This window comes from Palleronia aestuarii, assembly GCF_003253995.1.
Taxonomy (GTDB): domain Bacteria; phylum Pseudomonadota; class Alphaproteobacteria; order Rhodobacterales; family Rhodobacteraceae; genus Palleronia; species Palleronia aestuarii.
Window position 1 is genome coordinate 1 of the sequence record NZ_QKZL01000042.1, and the last position, 15,771, is coordinate 15,771.

Below are 15,771 nucleotides of genomic sequence, written 5' to 3' on the forward strand. Positions count from 1 at the left end.
CGTCTGCCGTTCCGCGCCCTCGGCCGCCAAGCCGTCCATGATCCTGGCGAACACACCCATATCGCTCCACCGCTTCCATCGGTTAGAGAGCGTCTTCGGGGGGCCATACTCACTGGGGGCATCGCACCAGCGCAACCCATTACGGTTGACAAAGATTATGCCGCTCAGGACCCGTCTGTCGTCGACACGGGGGCGGCCATGGCTCTTCGGGAAGTACGGCCGCAGCCGCGCCATCTGCGCCTCGGTCAGCCAAAACAGGTTGCTCATGCATGCGGTCTCCTCGCGGAGCCTGAATCACGACAACAGGCGGCGATCAATGGGTCCTGAGCCTAGGAGGCATGGCCCCGTAGAAGGGTCCGCGCCGGGAGTGCGCGAACCTTGCATATGTCAAGCGCGGTAGGAGCTGCCCAGCCCTTCGATCGAGCGCAAGTGGGCGTTCCACTCGAGTTGCAGATCGCCGTCTTCCTCATTCATCTGCGTGTATTGCCCGTGGACCTGCGCGGCGATGCTTTCTTCAACCATGCGGAGCGGGCGCCCCGAGGATGTCGCTGCCACCTGGATCTCGCAGGACCGCTCCAGATAGAACATGTTGGAGAACATCTCGGCCGCAGTCCGCCCGGTCGCGATCAGCCCGTGATTGCGCAGGACCATGACTGGGTGGTTGCCAAAGTCTGCCACGATGCGCTCACGCTCTTCGAGGTCGAGCGCGATGCCTTCGAAATCGTGGTAGGCTGTGCGGTTGTGGAATTGCAGCGAAATCTGGTTAAGCGGCAGCAGCCCCTCTTCCATGCATGACACTGCCACCCCCGCGCGAGTATGGGTGTGCATGATCCAAGCGGCATCATGCCGGTGCATGTGGACCGCCGAATGGATCGTAAACCCCGCCGGGTTCACCCGGTGCGGACCGCCGTCCACCTTGTTGCCTTCTACGTCGATCTTGACCAGCGACGAGGCAGTGATCTCTTCCCAGCGCCAGCCGTAGGGGTTGATCAGGAAATGCCCATCCTCGCCCGGCACGCGGGCTGTGATATGGGTGTAAATCAGATCGGTGAATTTATGCAGCGCCGCCAGGCGATAGCAGGCGGCCAACTCTTCGCGGGTCTGTTTCTCTTCAGGAGACATCTTGGTTCTCTTCCTCAATTGCGCTGGCCGACAGATCCGCCGGCACCGGGCGCATCGCGCCCGGCATGGGCCGCAGCCAGGGTTTCGAGCGCCTCCGCCACCGGAGGCTCCGGCGGGCATGCGCGACGGGTGTTCAGATCGGTGTGCAGCATGAGCGTTTCGATGGTGGCCACGAGGCTGCCGTCTTCCTTCAGAATGCGGTGAAAGAGCTTCATCGTCTTGCCTGCCCCTTCGAGCACCTGCGTGGTCGCCGTCAGTACCGCCCCCCGATGCACCTCTTCGAGATACCGAATCCGGGTGTCGACGGTGAAAAAGCTCTTGCCGCTGGCAACGTAGGCATCGTCGGCGCCCACCAGCTTCATCATGCCGTCGGTGGCCCAGGTGCCAAGCTCGAGATAGGCGGCCTCGTTCATGTGACCGTTATAGTCGGTCCATGTCACCGGCACGGCGCGGCGCTGCGTGACCGGCAGCCCATCGATCTCGCCGCCGGTGTCCAACCTCTCCTCATGCGCGGTGATCACGCCCCCTGCGCCGCTGCCGGTGCGGCGCAGGCCCCGCAGGATGGCGACGAGGTTGTCGTCGCGCAGGGTTTCCATCTGGGCGATGGTCATATGGCCGGACTGCGCGTCCGATTGGTCGCTTATGGCCTGCACCAGCGCGGCGTCGAGATCGGGCACATCGGTGAGCTTGGACCACGGCCAGTGCAGCGAAGGGCCGAACTGTTCCATGTAGCTGGCCATGCCTGCCTCGCCGCCTGCCAGACGATAGGTCTCGAATAGGCCCATCTGCGCAAGTCGCAGGCCGAAGCCCATGCGCATCGCGTCGTCGATCTGCGCGGTCGTGGCGATGCCGTCTTTGATCATCCACAGCGCTTCGCGCCAGATCGTTTCCTGAAAGCGGTTTCCGATGAAGGCGTCGATCTCGGCATGCATCTCCAGCGGGGACATGCCGATGGACTGCACCACGGGCAGAGCCTTGGCGCGCAGCTCCGGCGCGCCGGTGATCTCCGCCAGCGGCAGGAGGTAGACCGGGTTGAACGGATGGACCACGACCACCGGCGCACCGTTCGCCGCAAGGTCAGACGCCTTGAAACCGGAGGTCGACGAGGCGATGAACCCGCCCTCGGGCAGATGCGCGACGATCTGGTCGTAGACCCTGTGCTTCAGCTCCAGCCGCTCGGAGACGCTTTCCTGCACCCAATCGGCCCCCTGCACGGCATCCTCGAGCGTCGCGCAGAAGCTCAGCGTTCCCTCTGGCGGCAGAGGCCGATCGTAGAGCGCGGGCAGCGAGGCGCGGGCCCGGTCGAGCACCGCGCCGATCTTGCGCGCCGCCCCTGGATCGGGATCGAACACCGTAACATTCCAGCCGTTCAGCAGGAACCGCGCCGCCCAGCCGCCGCCGATGACGCCGCCCCCGATGATCGCTGCCGTTCCGACAGGCGCGGTCATGCAGGCACCGGCATGTCACGCTTCACGAGGCCAAGCTGGTCGCGGACTTCCTGCGGGCCCATCAGCGAGGCGCCCATGTTGGAGAGGATGTTCACCGCTTTCTCAACGAGCTGCGCATTGGTCGCCATGACACCACGTTCGAGATAGAGATTGTCCTCGAGTCCCACCCGCACGTTACCCCCCGCCAGGGCTGCGGCGGCCACATAGGGCATCTCGTCCCGGCCGAGGCTAAACGCCGACCAGGTCCAGCCGGCGGGCACATTATTGACCATCGCCATGAAGGTGTTCATGTCCCCTGGCGCGCCCCACGGGATGCCCATGCAGAGCTGCACCAACGCGGGATCCGCCAGCACGCCGTCCTTCACCAGCTGCTTGGCGAACCAGAGGTGTCCGGTGTCGAACGCCTCGATTTCCGGCTTGACGCCAAGCTCGGTCATCATCCGGCCCATGGCACGCAGCATCTCGGTGGTGTTGGTCATGACGTAATTGCCATCACTAAAGTTCATCGAGCCGCAATCGAGCGTGCAGATCTCGGGAAGGCAATCGCGGATATGCGCCATGCGTTCCGTCGCGCCCGCCATGTCGGTATTGGCCGCGTCCAGCTCTATTGGGCTCTCGACATCGCCCAAGGTCAGATCCCCCCCGGTCCCGGCGGTGAGGTTCAGCACCATGTCCACCTCGGACGAACGGATGCGGTCGGTCACCTCACGGAACAGCGCACGATCCCGGCAGGGCGCTCCGGTCTCGGGGTCGCGGACATGGCAATGCACCACCGCTGCACCGGCCCTGGCGGCGTCGATCGCGGCGTCGGCAATCTCTTCCGGCGAGCGCGGCACGAGCCGGCTCTTGTCCTGCGTGTCCCCCGCCCCGGTGATGGCGGCGGTGATGAAGGGCTTGCGGTTCATCTGAAGGGTCATGGGATCTCCTTACCGGCCCTTCCAGACCGGATCTCGTTTTTCGGCGAAGGCGCGGGCACCTTCCTTCTGGTCTTCGGAGCGGTAGAGCTTTTCCACCGTCTCGAACTGGCTGCGGTTGATGCGGTTGAGAGCGTCCTGGAACTTCATGTCCTCGGCCTCGCGCGCGATCTCCTTGATCGCGGCAAAGACCAGCGGCGGGCCGGACGCCAGCTCGTCGGCCATCTTGCGCGCCTCGGCCATGAGATCGGCGGCGGGGACGATGCGGTTGACCAGCCCCCAGCGATGCGCTTCCTCGACATCGAACCAGCGCCCGGTGAAAAGCAGTTCCATGGCGATGTGGTAGGGAATGCGCTTGGGCAGCCTCAGCGTCGCCGCATCGGCCACGGTGCCCGACTTGATTTCCGGCAAGGCAAAGCTGGCGTGATCCGCGGCAATGATGATGTCGGCGCTGATCGCAAGCTCCAGCCCGCCGCCGCAGGCGATGCCGTTCACGGCGGCGATCACCGGCTTGTTGAGGCCACGCAGCTCCTGCAACCCGCCGAAGCCGCCCTTGCCATAGTCGCCATCGGCTCCCTCGCCCTCGGCGGCGGCCTTGAGGTCCCAGCCGGGGCAGAAGAACTTCTCGCCTTGCGCGGTGAGGATCGCCACGCGCAGCTCGGGATCGTCGCGAAAATCGGTGAAGATCTCACCCAGCTCTCGCGAGGTCGCCATGTCGATGGCATTGGCCTTGGGCCGGTTCAACGTGACTTCGAGCACCGCGCCGCGGCGCTCGGTTAGAACGTTCTGGGTCATTCTTCCATCCTGATCAGGGCATCCGCCGCCACCGCGTCCGTCGCACGGCAGATGAGCGGGTTGATTTCGATTTCGTAGAGCGCATCGGCGTGGTCCCGAACCAGCGCCTGCAGCGCCATCGCGGTGTCGATTACCGCGTCGATGTCGGCGGCGGGGCGTCCCCGGTAGCCGGTCAGCAGCGGAGCTGTGCGCAAACCGTGCAGCGCCGCCGAGATGTCCGCGCGAGTGGCCGGGATCAGCACCGAAGCAGTGTCACGGATCAGTTCCGTCAGGATCCCGCCCAGTCCCAGCGTCAGCACGAAGCCATGCGCCTGATCGCGCGTGACGCCGATGATCAGCTCGGCCACGGTGCCGGTGATCATCTCCTCGACGAGGAAGCTCTCGGCGGGCATCTTCGCGGCGGCCTCGGTAACCGCCTGCGCGCTGGAAAGGTTCAGCACTACGGCCCCGGCTTCGGTCTTGTGGGCGATGCCCTCGCCCTTGAGCACCACCGGGAAGCCGATCCGCGTTGCAGTCTCCGCAGCCTCGCCAGCCTCACCGGCGCGTCCCGATCCGGGGACGCGCACACCGAAGCCTTGCAGCAGCGCCTTGGCCTCGGCCTCGGAGAACACCCGCGCCGCGCCGCGGCCATTCACCGGCAGGGTCACGGGATCGGCACGCGCATTGCCTCGCCCCGGCACGGTAACGGCAGCCCGGATCGCACGCAGCGCGTCCCCCATGCCGCAAAGCGGGACGATGCCCATCTCGAGCGCCTTCATCGCCACTGGCTCCGGCAGCCCCTCGGATAGCAGCGAGACCAGCGCCATCGGCGTGCCCGTCACCTCGCGGGTTTCCGCAACGGCACGCAGGACCTGATCGTAATCGGGCGCCTCGAAACAGTCGTCGCGGGGGTAGTCCACCACGACGCAGCCGAGGCCAAGCTCCGCCGTGCAGAGCGCCGTGAAGGTCGCCGTCAGCGCGTCTTCGTCGCCCCAAATATAGGTATTGTAATCCAGTGGATTGGCGAGCGCGACCTTGGGACCGAGCGCCGCGCGCAGCCCGGTTTTCTGCGTATCGGTCAGTGCCGGATAGGTGACCCCCGCGATTTCGCCCATATCCGCCATCAACGACGCCTCGCCACCGGAACAGGAGGCCGATGCGATCCGCGCAGAGCGCAGTCCACCAGTGACATGCAAGATCTTCAGCGTCTCGATCAGCTCGGTCGGCGTGTCTACCTGTGCGATGTCAAGCCGCCGCAAGAGCGCCCGAGCGCCCGCGTCCGAGCCGGTGAGCGAGGCCGTGTGCGACACTGCCGCAGCCTGCGCTTGCTCGGACGCACCGACGCGCAGAGCGACGATGGGCTTGCCCAGCTCGGCGGCACGGCCGGCCAGCGCCTCGAATGCAGGCAGATCGCTGATCCCTTCGATGTGCAGGCCGAGCGCGGTGATACGCGGATCTTCAAGCAGCGCAATGCCGAGATCCGACATCGAGGTTTGCGCCTGATTGCCCGCCGCGACCACGGTGGCGAGCGGCAAGCCGCGCCGCTGCATGGTCAGGTTGATGAGCACGTTGGAGGACTGGCCGATCACCGCTACGCCGGTCTCGACCCGCGACATGCCGTGCCGGTCGGGCCAGAGCGCAACGCCATCCAGCGCATTGACCATGCCATAGCAGTTCGGCCCCAGAACCCGCATCTTTCCGGCCGCTTCAACCAGCTGCGCCTGAAGCGCGTCGCCATCGACGAGCTCGGAAACCGCCTCCGAGAAGCCGGCGGCGAAACACACCGCACCACCGCATCCCATGGTTGAGAGTTCGCGCGCCATGATCACCGTCAGCTCCCGGTTGACGCCGATGAAGGCCGCGTCGGGCACGTCCGGCAAGGAGGCGAGGTCCGGATAGGCGGGCACCCCGCCGACCTCCGATTTCTTCGGATGCACGGGCCATATCGCCCCGGTGAAGCCGGTGGCACGGCACTGGCGCACCACCGCCTCGCACCAGGTGCCGCCACCGATCACGGTGACGGCCTTAGGCGAGAAGAACCGGCCCAGCGGCGACATGGCTCAGGCTCCCAGCGGCCGGAAAATCTCCCGGCTGATGATGTGGCGCTGGATCTCGGACGTGCCGTCCCAGATGCGCTCCACCCGCGCGTCGCGCCAGAAGCGTTCGATCGGCAGTTCGTCCATCAGCCCCATGCCGCCGTGGATCTGCAACGCCGCATCGGTGACGCGGGCAAGCATTTCCGAGGCATAGAGTTTGGCCGAAGCGATCTCGCGGTTTGCGGGAAGCCCCTGGTCGAGACGCCAGGCGGAGGCGAGGGTCAGCCAGTCGGCGGCGTCGATCTCGGTGATCATGTCGGCGATCTGGAAGCTCACGCCCTGGTACTTGCCGATGGGCTGGCCGAACTGCTTGCGCTCGGCGGCATATTGCACCGCGTGGTCATAGACCCGGCGCGCCCGACCGACGGAGTTGGTCGCGACGGTGATACGCGTGGCATAGAGCCACTCGTTCATTACGTCGAAGCCGCCGTCGACCTCACCCAGCACCTGCGCGTCCGACAAACGGCAGTTGTCGAAATAGAGGATCGAGTTCTGGTAACCGCGGTGCGACACCGAGTTGTAGCCACGGGCGATCTCGAAGCCCGGCGTGCCGCGGTCCACGAGGAAACAGGTGATGCGCTTTTTGGGGCCGCGCGGTGTCTCGTCGACGCCAGTGGCGACGAAGACGATGACAAAGTCCGCATGCTCTGCGCCGGAGATGAAGTGCTTGGAGCCGTTCACCACCCAGTCGCCACCTTCGCGCACGGCCGAGCATTTCATGCCCCGTACGTCCGAGCCGGCGTCGGGTTCGGTCATCGCGAGCGCATCCATCTTCTCGCCGCGCACCGCGGGCATCAGGTACTTCTCGACCTGGTCACCCTCGCAGGCCATCAGGATGTTCTGCGGGCGCCCGAAGAAATGGGTAAGTGCCATCGAGCCGCGGCCAAGCTCGCGCTCGACCAGCGCGAAATCGACGTGGGACAGGCCCGGGCCGCCGACGCTCTCGGGGAAGTTCGAGGCGTAAAAGCCCAGATCGAGGCACTTCTGCTTGATGTCCTGCGCGATCTCGGCGGGCACCTCTCCGGTGCGCTCGACCAGCGACTCGTGTGGGTAGATCTCCTTCTCGACGAAACTACGGACGGTGGAGACGATCATCTCCTGTTCTTCAGTCAGTCCAAAATGCATGGGTCACGCTTTTCTTTTGTGCGGAAGGTCCGGGGTGGGTTCGGTCCGCGCCGGGGCTGCCGGCGCGGGAATGGGGCGGGATCAGCGCGAGCGTTCCTTGCGCATCAGCATCGCGGCGCGGACGACGACCAGCAGGGTCACCACGCAGATCAGCAGCACCGAAAGCGCGGCGATCGAAGGATCGACGTTGTCACGCAGTCCCATCCACATGCGGCGCGGCAGGGTGATCGTCTCGACCGAGGTGATGAAGAGCGTCACGCCGATCTCGTCCCAGCTGAGCAGGAAGCACAGGAAGAACGCGCCGATCAGGCCAAAGCGGATGTTGGGCAGGATGACCCCGAAGACGCGGGTCGGCACGTTGGCCCCCATCGACTGGGCGGCAAGGTCCATACGCCGGTCGAGCTGGCTGAGCGAGACCATGATCACCACCACCGCGTATGGCACGACCATGACCATGTGCGCCAGCACCACGCCGCCGAGCTTGTCGTAGGCGATGATGTCGTTCCAGCGGGCCATCTTGTTGAGGAAGAAATACAGCGTCAGCGAAGACACCACGGGCGGCGCCACCATCGGCAGCAGCACGAAGCCGGTCATCAACCCCGCGCCGCGAGGGCGCAGCATCCAGATGCCAATGCAGAAAGCCGCTGCCAGCGCCACCGCTAGGAAGCTGGCCAGAACGCCGACCTGCACCGATGTCAGAAGGCTCTGGCCCCACTCTGCATCTTCGAAGAGCGCGGCGTAATGCCGCCAGGACCAGTCGCCGTTCGGCAGCGAAAGGTAGCGCCGCGAAGTGAAGCTGACCGGGATCACCGCGATCAGCGGCATCAGCAGGAAGACCGCGACGAGGCCCGAGAGGAGCGTGGCGATGATGCCGGGACGAAGCCTGTTCATCTCGCCATCTCCCCGTAGCGGCGCATCAGCACGTAGAGGATGCCCCCGACCCCGAGCATCAGCACCACGCTCATCGCGGCGGCCATGCCCCATTGCGGGATCTGGAAGATCCAGAGGTAGATCAGTTCTGCCACCAGCACCGATTGTCCGCCGCCTAGGAGTGCGGGCGTCACGTAGAAACCGATGGAGAAGACGAAAACGAGCAGGGTCGCGCCCAGGATGCCGCTGGAGGTCATCGGCAGGAAAATCTGCCAGAAGATCCGCAGCCGCGAGGCGCCCATGCCGTCGGCGGCGGTCAGCACGCGTTCATCGACGTTGCGCATGGCCGTGGCGAGCGGGAAGACCGCGAAAGGGATCAGGTAGTGCGACATGCCGACGACCACGGCAAACTCGTTGCGGGTCATCTGGATGGCGCTGTCGATCAGACCCATGTCCTGCAGCCAGGTGTTCAGCAGGCCACGGTTGGACAGCATCGACAGCCAGCCGAACGCGCGGCTGAGCACCGAGATCCAGAACGGGATCATGATGCACAGCTCGGTGATCGAACGCACCAGCGGCGAGCCCCGCACCCAGAGGAAGGTAATTACGTAGGCGCAGCTCACGGACACGGCGGTGACCATCACGCACAGGCGCAGGGTCCGCCAGATTACGCCAGTGGGTAGATCCTCGGTCAGCACACGGCTGTACTGGGTCAGCCCTGGATCAGGGTCGGTGAAGCTCAGCTGCACGATCCCTAGAAACGGTAGCAGGTAGCTCACTCCGAGGAACAGCAGCACTGGACATATGAGAAAGAGAAAGGCGCGCATGGGGTCTCCGGTCCGCCGCCCGGGTCAAGGGCGGCGGTCATTGAATATCAGGCGGAGGCGTTGATCAGGCCGAGATGATCTGAAGATAGGCGTCGAGCGCGGCGCCGTAGTTTTCTTCGTACCAATCGGTGTCCAGAGCGATCTGTTTCTGCCTGTTCTCGGGGTCCATCGCGTTGAAGCGGCGCTCGTCCTCGGGGATCAGCGCATCGGCCGCCGGGTTCGACGGCGCGTTGCCGAGCATCTGGAACAGGACCACCTGGCGCTCTGGGTCCTGCGTGGCGGCGATGTAGCGCATCGCGGCCTCGGTGCCGCCGGGGTTACCCTTGAGCACGCCGATCCCGCCCGGCCCGATGATGCCGTCCTGCCAGGTGAAGGTGATCTCGCCCTCGGTGTCCTTGTGCAGCAGGCTCGCGCGGGTATTCCAGATTAGCGCCATCGACACGTCGCCGTTCAGCAGCAGCGACTGGCTTTCGGCACCGCCGCCCCAGAAGGCGCCGATGTGCTCCTTGAAGCTGTCGATCTTGGCGTGGGCCCGCTCGAGGTCGAGCGGATAGAGATCCTCCGGCGCGACGCCATCGGCCAGCAGCGCCGCCTCCCACATGCCCGCGCCCCATTTGTACATGGACCGCTTGCCGGGGAATTTCTCGGTGTCGAAGAAATCTGCGATCGAAGTCGGCGGCTCGTCGAACTGCGTCGCATCGTAGGCGATGACATAGCTGTAGAAATAGCACGACGAGCTGTATTCCCAGCCAAAGCCCTCACGCTGCTTAGACTCGTCGACGATATCATAGTCGATGGGCTCCATCAGCCCCTTGCGCCCCAGCGCCTGCGACGAGAACGGGTCCGCGTCCACAAGGTCCCAGGTCGGGTTGCCGCCCTGCACCTGCGCAGTGATCGCCCCCTCGGTCGGGCCGGAGCCGTCGTAGAGCACCGGGATACCGGTCTCCTCTGTGAAGGGCGTGCCGAAAGCTTCGTCCATCGCATCGAGTGCATCGCCGCCCCAATTGACGAAGACCAACCGATTATCCTGCGCCTTCGCCGCGCCCGCGCCAAGCGCGGTGGTTCCCATCAGAGCTCCAAAGCCCTTCAGCACCTGACGGCGCGAGATTTGCCCCTTGGCGGAGCGTTCTTTCAGGATCTCCACGAGGTCGTTCTGAAAATGGGTGTTCATTCGTCTCACCTGTTGAGTTTTATTATCCGGGTCTCGTCGTCCCGAAGCGAACCGCGCCGCGGGTCGGGGATTTGCCGAGTGACCGAAATCAGATGGCGAAGCTGTCGCCGGTGTTCCACGCCACACGAAGTTCGGTGCCCGGATCGGGCGGCGGCACTCCGGGGCCGTTGTCGAAGTAGAGCATCAGCTCTTCACCCGCCCGAGTTTCCAGCAGCAGCCGGGATTTCGAGCCGAGATAGACCCGGTCGCGCATCGTTGCAGGCAGTTGGTTGGTGTCAGTGCCCGTGGCAAGGCGCATGTGTTCGGGGCGGATCGCCAGCGTGTCGAAGGCGTCCGCATTGGTGGGCAACTCGATCTGCGCGCTGGAAAGACCCGCAAGCGACAGGATGTTTATGTCGCCGAGGAATTCCGCGGTGAAGCGGTTGGCGGGGCGCTCGTAGACCTCGGCCGGTGTCCCGATCTGTTGCAGCTCGCCTTGATTGAAGATCGCCACGCGGGACGACAGGGCCAGCGCCTCTTCCTGGTCGTGGGTGACGAAGACGAAGGTTGTGCCCAGCTCGCGGTGCAGGCGGCGCAACTCTTCCTGCATCTGCCCGCGCAGGTTCTTGTCGAGGGCCGAGAACGGCTCGTCAAGCAGCAGCACCTTGGGCTCGTAGGCCAGCGCCCGAGCCAGTGCGACCCGCTGCTGCTGCCCGCCCGAAAGCGCCTTCGGCTTCTTGTTGATATGACCGTCGAGGCCGACCATCTCCACCATATGCGTGACGCGGTCGGCAATCTGCGCCTTGCTGCGTTTCTGCACCTTCAGCGGGAAGGCAATGTTCTCTGCCACGGTGAGATGCGGGAACAGGGCATAGCCCTGGAACACCATGCCGAAGCCGCGCTGGTTGGCCGACCAGGTGGTCATGTCCTGCCCTTCGAGAAGCAGCTGGCCCGACGTCACCGGCTCGTAACCGCCAAGCAGTGTAAGCAAGGTGGTCTTGCCCGAGCCAGATGGGCCGAGAAGGGAGAGAAACTCGCCCTCCGAGACCCCGAGGGAAATATCCCGCAAAGCGTGGAACTTCCCGAACTTCTTTCCGACCGAACGTGTTTCGATCTGCGTTGTGCCTGACACAATCGCCTCGCTTTTCATTCCTGTCCGTTGTCGCTTGAGGGTGCGGGGCGCAGAGGTGAACTGCAAATGAAACTCGTTCAGAGTCGCGACAAATCTCTTTTGTCACGCGCTCCGGAAGGAGCTTAGCCTTTTAAATTCTACGTTTAACTTCAACCACTTATGGAACTCCTCAACAACGGGATTTTTGACATTTTCCTTGGGCGTGCAAACGAAATACCCAGTGCCGGTGTGCAAAGATGCTGAAAACGGCCGCATCAGACGCCCTTCCCGGAGATCTTTTCCCCAGAGAACCGTGTCGCCGATGGCGATCCCCTCCCCAGCTAGAACCGCCGTATGGACGATGTTCATGTCCGAGTAGCAGATGCCGCGCCGGGCATCCTCGGACGGCAGCCCCGAGAGGGCCATCCAGCCTTCCCAGTCGGTGAAATCGGTGATGTGCAGAAGTGTCGCTTGCTGCAAGATGCGCAGGTCGTTGAAGCTTTCGAACCGGCTGAGATAGGCAGGGCTGCACAGCGGCGTGAACTCCACCGAGAACAGCGGCTCGGTCCTGAGGTTGGCGCGCGGCTCGTGCCCGAACGTGATGAAGGTGTCGATCTCGGGATTGGTGGTGTCTGCCATCTTGTGGGAGCTCAGCACGGTCACCACCACGTCGGGATGCTCGGCGATGAAATCGCCTAGATGCAGGCACAGCCAGCCATCGGCAAAGCCGGGTGTGGCGCTGATCGTCAGCGAGCCGGTCAGACCCTCCTGCGCCACCCGCGCGGTGGAGGTGGCGATCATGCTGAGCGCACGGCGCACGTCCTCGGCATAGGCACGGGCGCGGGGCGTGATCTCGGACTTGTTGCCGCTGCGTTCGACGATCTTGAAGCCGAGGTCGGCCTCGAGCAGCCGCAATTGGTGACTGATCGCGCTGCGCGTGACGTTCAACTCGGCTGCGGCGCGCCAGAGAGCGCCATTGCGGGCGACGCTCTCGATGGCACGTAGCGCCTGAATGGAGGGGTAGCGTTTGATGACGGCCTCGCGCGTGGATGCCCCCGCCGGATACACCGGCGGGGGCCTGCATGCGAGCGCTCAGAGCGCAAGGAGCTGCGACTTGAGAAAGTCGAAGTGCCGTTCTGCCATTCCGGCATAGGCCCCCCAGCCATCGACTGTGTTCTGCGCTACCGCATCCGAGAGCACCGCCAGCGGTGCGCCCGTTGACCGGGCCAGGATCAAGGTCTGCGCCGCCTTCTCGAAGAAGTAGAGATCCTCGAAGGCCGCCGCGACGGTCTCCCCCGTTACGGTGACGCCATGGTTGCCCATCACCAGCACGCTATTGTCGCCCAGCGAGTCCGCCAGCCGCTCGCCCTCTTCTTCGGCGTCGGCGATGCCGCCGAAGTCGAGGTCATACGCGGTGCGCCCGTGGAACCGCGCGGTGTTGTTGTCGATCGGCACGAGGGTCGGGTCCTTCAGGCAGGCCAGCGCCGTAGCGTATGGCGAATGCGCGTGCAGGATCACCTTCGCTTCGGGTTTGCGGCGATGCAGCGTTCCATGCACGCACCAGGCGGACGCGTCGGGCTTGCCCTCCCCCTCGATCACCCGCCCGTCGCGCGCGTCGATCCGAAGAAGGTCCTCGGGACGGATCGTCGCGAAGTGCTGCCAGCAGGGATTCAGAAGAAACTCGTGTTCACTGACGGCAGCGCTAAAATGGTTGCCGACCGACTCGCTCCAGCCCATCTGGTGACAGATGCGGAAGGCGGCCGAGAGATCCTGGCGCAGGGCGGCCGTCTCCCCGGCGCTCCCGGTCATCGGGGACAGGTCATTCATTTGAAACGCCCCTCGCTCACCAACGCGCGGTAGGTGGACCGCATCTCGGCCCGGTCGGTATAGGTGCCGCGCAGGTAGCGGTCGCCGCTCTCGGCCGTGTAGGCTGCGCGGCCGTGTACGATGCGATGGTTGTCGAAGACCATGCATTCGCCGGCCTTCATCAGGAAGGTCATCATGTACTTCTCTTCCTGCAGCATCTTCCCGAAGCGGCAGAACGCGGGGTACCAGCTGTCCAGCAGTTCCTGGTCAACGTCCGAGATGTCCAGCATGTGCTGGCTGATGGTCAGGCCCGAGACTTCACCGTGCTGGTCCAGCTCGATGATCGTCTGGCGCGAGCGCATGTCATAGGTGTCGTGTTCGCAGAAGAAGGGCACCTTGGTTTCCGCAAGCACCTTGAACCCCTCGGGGTCACGCGCGCGAAAATCGTTCGCGACCGCGACGCCATCAGCATAGAGGCTGTAGCCGCCCTCCACCGTGTTCGCCCGGCAATGCAGGAACTGCACACCCGGCGCATGTTCCTCGGCGGGGGTGTCGGTGTGCAATTCCAGCGCCGATGCGGTGTAGGCCGTGTTGGTCGGGTTGATGTGGGTCCTCACGTCGAAGTAGTCGCCGAAGAAGGTCGGGCGGACACGACCGATCATCTCGGCGGTCTCGGTAAGACCTTCGTCGCTGTTGGGCATGTCTGTGAGGATCACGAAGCCCTCGACCAGCAGCGCCTCGATCCACCGCGCCCGCAATGCGGGGTCCGCCAGCACCTCGGGCTGGCTGAAGCGCGGCACGTCGGGGTAATGGTCGCCGTACCATGCCTCGCGGGCGAGGTCGGCGGGATCGGGGCGTCGCTGCGGGGTCTTGTAAGCCTCGAGCCACGCAAGCGGGAATCGCGTCACGTGGTCTTCGCTTTCCCAGGTGATTGCCAGAACATCGCCGGTCACCTCGGCGGTCTTCGCCTTGGGCGCGGTATCGAGGTGGAAGATGTCGAAGCTGCGCTCACGCGTGGCGCTGTTGAAGGAGCTGGGGCAGTTATCGCGCAGCCAGTAATAGTTGAAGTAGTGAGGCTCTCCGTCAGAGAGAAGGATTTCAAGACCCGTGTCCTTAAGGACCGGGGCAGCCACGGGGGAGGTCATGACGTTCATGCGCAATTCCAAATCATTGGAGGTATTTTGGGAGATTTCTAAATGGAAGCATTCCACGGCTTCCTTTCCGCAGAAAGCCGGATTAGCGTGAACCTAACTTAAGCTAGGTATTAACTTGGTGGACCGCCTGCCCCCATTGCGCCTGCTTACCACCTTCGAGGTCGTCGCCCGGCATGGTTCGGCGCAGCTCGCCGCCTCCCGGCTCAACGTGAGCGCGTCCGCGGTGAGCCAGACCGTCAAAGCGCTCGAGGATCATATCGGCACCTCTCTCTTTGACCGGGGCACGCGTCCTGCGCAGTTGACGGAAGCGGGCGACCTGCTCGCGCGTGCTGTGCGGGACGGGCTGGGGCAGATCGAGGCGGCGCTGGAAGACATCCGGGCCCTCAGCGGGCAGGACGGAGCCCAGCTGACAGTGTCCTGCACCTTGGGCATGGCCACCTATTGGCTGATGCCACGCCTGCCTGATTTCTACGCCGCGCACCCGGATGTGACCGTGAACGTACAAGCTCCGGCAACCGACCTGCCCCACCTGTCCCCCGGCATCGACGTAGCCATCCGCTACGGCACCGGCGGTTGGCGCGAGGGCACGACAATGAAACTGTTCGACGAACGCGTCTGCCCGGTGGCAGCGCCTCAGCTGCTCGAAAGCCTCCTCGGGAGGGGCGTTGAGCTCGATACGGCCCCCCTCATACACGTGCGCAGCCCGTACAACCAGCATTGGGCCGGCTGGGAGGAATACCTGCGTGCCCGGCGGATCGAACGCAGCCGGCTGTCGGGGCAGACCTTCAACAACTACGTGCAGGCCGCGCAGGCGGTACTGGACGGGCGCGGTGTCATGCTGGGCTGGCGATCCATTGCAAGCGGTGCGGTCCGCGAAGGCGCGCTTTGCATGTGGCCGGACGGAGAGCTTGATCTCGGCACGTCCTACTACGTGACCGGATCTCGACGCCCGTCGGGCCCCGCGCTGGCTTTCCTGGAATGGATCATAGGCAATGAGTGAGCTGCTGCCGCTGCCGCCTCATTGCCGGGCGACGGGATAGCCCCTGAAGGGCCTTGATGCTGTAACCGCCCCCCGACGGCATCGACGTGCCAGGGTGGGATCGCAACAATCCATTTTGGGAGGCGGTCATGTCGGAGATTACCACGGTCGGATTGGATCTCGCGAAGAATGTGTTTCAGGTCCATGGCGCTGACGCCAGAGGTGGCGTGGTCTTTCGCAAGAAGCTCAGAAGGGCCGCGGTGCTCGAGTTCTTCGGCAAGCTGCCGCCCTGCCTCGTGGCGATGGAAGCCTGCGGTGGCGCGCATTTCTGGGGGCGGGAGCTGACACGGCTCGGCCATGACGTCAGGCTCATCCCGCCCGCCTACGTAAAGCCG

At 64.5% G+C, this 15,771-nt stretch carries 15 protein-coding genes and 1 pseudogene; 2 read left to right on the plus strand and 14 right to left on the minus strand.

The features are described 5' to 3' along the window. From LX81_RS20455 to LX81_RS20520, 14 genes are all read right to left on the minus strand, one after another. Nucleotides 1-267 (minus strand): transposase (locus LX81_RS20455; protein ID WP_146259503.1); only part of this gene is annotated, 267 nt, incomplete at its 3' end. Between the two features lie 120 nt (nucleotides 268-387). Next, a complete protein-coding gene (locus LX81_RS20460; protein ID WP_111539127.1) occupies nucleotides 388-1,122 on the minus strand; it encodes a class II aldolase/adducin family protein in 735 nt (244 codons plus the stop codon). A 14-nt stretch (nucleotides 1,123-1,136) separates the two neighbouring features. Continuing rightward, nucleotides 1,137-2,570 carry a carnitine 3-dehydrogenase gene (locus LX81_RS20465; protein ID WP_111539128.1) on the minus strand — a complete coding sequence of 478 codons (1,434 nt, stop codon included), beginning with the start codon at nucleotides 2,568-2,570 and terminating at the stop codon, nucleotides 1,137-1,139. Then, nucleotides 2,567-3,487 (minus strand): 3-dehydrocarnitine:acetyl-CoA trimethylamine transferase BcoG, encoded by a 921-nt coding sequence (gene bcoG, locus LX81_RS20470; protein WP_111539129.1) that lies wholly within the window; start codon nucleotides 3,485-3,487, stop codon nucleotides 2,567-2,569. The genes LX81_RS20465 and bcoG overlap by 4 nt, the downstream gene beginning before the upstream one ends. Before the next feature lie 9 nt (nucleotides 3,488-3,496). Then, nucleotides 3,497-4,279 carry a carnitinyl-CoA dehydratase gene (locus tag LX81_RS20475; protein WP_111539130.1) on the minus strand — a complete coding sequence of 261 codons (783 nt, stop codon included), beginning with the start codon at nucleotides 4,277-4,279 and terminating at the stop codon, nucleotides 3,497-3,499. Continuing rightward, on the minus strand, nucleotides 4,276-6,315 hold the full coding sequence (locus tag LX81_RS20480; RefSeq protein ID WP_111539131.1) for an acetate--CoA ligase family protein: 2,040 nt from the start codon (nucleotides 6,313-6,315) through the stop codon (nucleotides 4,276-4,278). The genes LX81_RS20475 and LX81_RS20480 overlap by 4 nt, the downstream gene beginning before the upstream one ends. Nucleotides 6,316-6,318: 3 nt before the next feature. Next, nucleotides 6,319-7,479 carry an acyl-CoA dehydrogenase family protein gene (locus LX81_RS20485; RefSeq protein ID WP_111539132.1) on the minus strand — a complete coding sequence of 387 codons (1,161 nt, stop codon included), beginning with the start codon at nucleotides 7,477-7,479 and terminating at the stop codon, nucleotides 6,319-6,321. 81 nt (nucleotides 7,480-7,560) lie between these two features. Next, nucleotides 7,561-8,370, minus strand: coding sequence for an ABC transporter permease (locus tag LX81_RS20490; RefSeq protein WP_111539133.1), 810 nt, complete (start codon nucleotides 8,368-8,370; stop codon nucleotides 7,561-7,563). Then, entirely contained in the window at nucleotides 8,367-9,176 is an 810-nt protein-coding gene (locus LX81_RS20495; protein ID WP_111539134.1) for an ABC transporter permease, read from the minus strand. The genes LX81_RS20490 and LX81_RS20495 overlap by 4 nt, the downstream gene beginning before the upstream one ends. A gap of 64 nt (nucleotides 9,177-9,240) precedes the next feature. Continuing rightward, on the minus strand, nucleotides 9,241-10,473 hold the full coding sequence (locus LX81_RS20500; RefSeq protein WP_234822771.1) for an ABC transporter substrate-binding protein: 1,233 nt from the start codon (nucleotides 10,471-10,473) through the stop codon (nucleotides 9,241-9,243). Further along, a complete protein-coding gene (locus LX81_RS20505) occupies nucleotides 10,436-11,476 on the minus strand; it encodes an ABC transporter ATP-binding protein (protein WP_111539136.1) in 1,041 nt (346 codons plus the stop codon). The genes LX81_RS20500 and LX81_RS20505 overlap by 38 nt, the downstream gene beginning before the upstream one ends. A gap of 84 nt (nucleotides 11,477-11,560) precedes the next feature. Then, on the minus strand, nucleotides 11,561-12,505 hold the full coding sequence (locus LX81_RS20510) for a LysR substrate-binding domain-containing protein (RefSeq protein WP_234822772.1): 945 nt from the start codon (nucleotides 12,503-12,505) through the stop codon (nucleotides 11,561-11,563). Between the two features lie 24 nt (nucleotides 12,506-12,529). Beyond that, a complete protein-coding gene (locus LX81_RS20515) occupies nucleotides 12,530-13,264 on the minus strand; it encodes a class II aldolase/adducin family protein (protein WP_111539137.1) in 735 nt (244 codons plus the stop codon). Then, nucleotides 13,261-14,397, minus strand: coding sequence for a TauD/TfdA family dioxygenase (locus tag LX81_RS20520; RefSeq protein ID WP_111539138.1), 1,137 nt, complete (start codon nucleotides 14,395-14,397; stop codon nucleotides 13,261-13,263). Before LX81_RS20520 ends, LX81_RS20515 begins: the two co-directional genes overlap by 4 nt. A gap of 118 nt (nucleotides 14,398-14,515) precedes the next feature. Here LX81_RS20520 and LX81_RS20525 point away from each other — a divergent pair, with 118 nt between their 5' ends. Both LX81_RS20525 and LX81_RS20530 read left to right on the plus strand, forming a co-directional pair. Continuing rightward, entirely contained in the window at nucleotides 14,516-15,397 is an 882-nt protein-coding gene (locus LX81_RS20525) for a LysR substrate-binding domain-containing protein (protein ID WP_111539140.1), read from the plus strand. Nucleotides 15,398-15,525: 128 nt separating this feature from the next. After that, nucleotides 15,526-15,771 (plus strand): annotated as a pseudogene (locus LX81_RS20530) (IS110 family transposase); the annotation flags it as partial.

What these genes read in the sequence shown, in the direction of transcription:
- LX81_RS20460 (WP_111539127.1), bottom strand. Translation starts at nt 1,122, where the DNA reads ATGTCTCCTGAAGAGAAACAGACCCGCGAAGAGTTGGCCGCCTGCTAT.
- LX81_RS20465 (WP_111539128.1), bottom strand. Translation starts at nt 2,570, where the DNA reads ATGACCGCGCCTGTCGGAACGGCAGCGATCATCGGGGGCGGCGTCATC.
- bcoG (WP_111539129.1), bottom strand. Translation starts at nt 3,487, where the DNA reads ATGACCCTTCAGATGAACCGCAAGCCCTTCATCACCGCCGCCATCACC.
- LX81_RS20475 (WP_111539130.1), bottom strand. Translation starts at nt 4,279, where the DNA reads ATGACCCAGAACGTTCTAACCGAGCGCCGCGGCGCGGTGCTCGAAGTC.
- LX81_RS20480 (WP_111539131.1), bottom strand. Translation starts at nt 6,315, where the DNA reads ATGTCGCCGCTGGGCCGGTTCTTCTCGCCTAAGGCCGTCACCGTGATC.
- LX81_RS20485 (WP_111539132.1), bottom strand. Translation starts at nt 7,479, where the DNA reads ATGCATTTTGGACTGACTGAAGAACAGGAGATGATCGTCTCCACCGTC.
- LX81_RS20490 (WP_111539133.1), bottom strand. Translation starts at nt 8,370, where the DNA reads ATGAACAGGCTTCGTCCCGGCATCATCGCCACGCTCCTCTCGGGCCTC.
- LX81_RS20495 (WP_111539134.1), bottom strand. Translation starts at nt 9,176, where the DNA reads ATGCGCGCCTTTCTCTTTCTCATATGTCCAGTGCTGCTGTTCCTCGGA.
- LX81_RS20505 (WP_111539136.1), bottom strand. Translation starts at nt 11,476, where the DNA reads ATGAAAAGCGAGGCGATTGTGTCAGGCACAACGCAGATCGAAACACGT.
- LX81_RS20515 (WP_111539137.1), bottom strand. Translation starts at nt 13,264, where the DNA reads ATGAATGACCTGTCCCCGATGACCGGGAGCGCCGGGGAGACGGCCGCC.
- LX81_RS20520 (WP_111539138.1), bottom strand. Translation starts at nt 14,397, where the DNA reads ATGAACGTCATGACCTCCCCCGTGGCTGCCCCGGTCCTTAAGGACACG.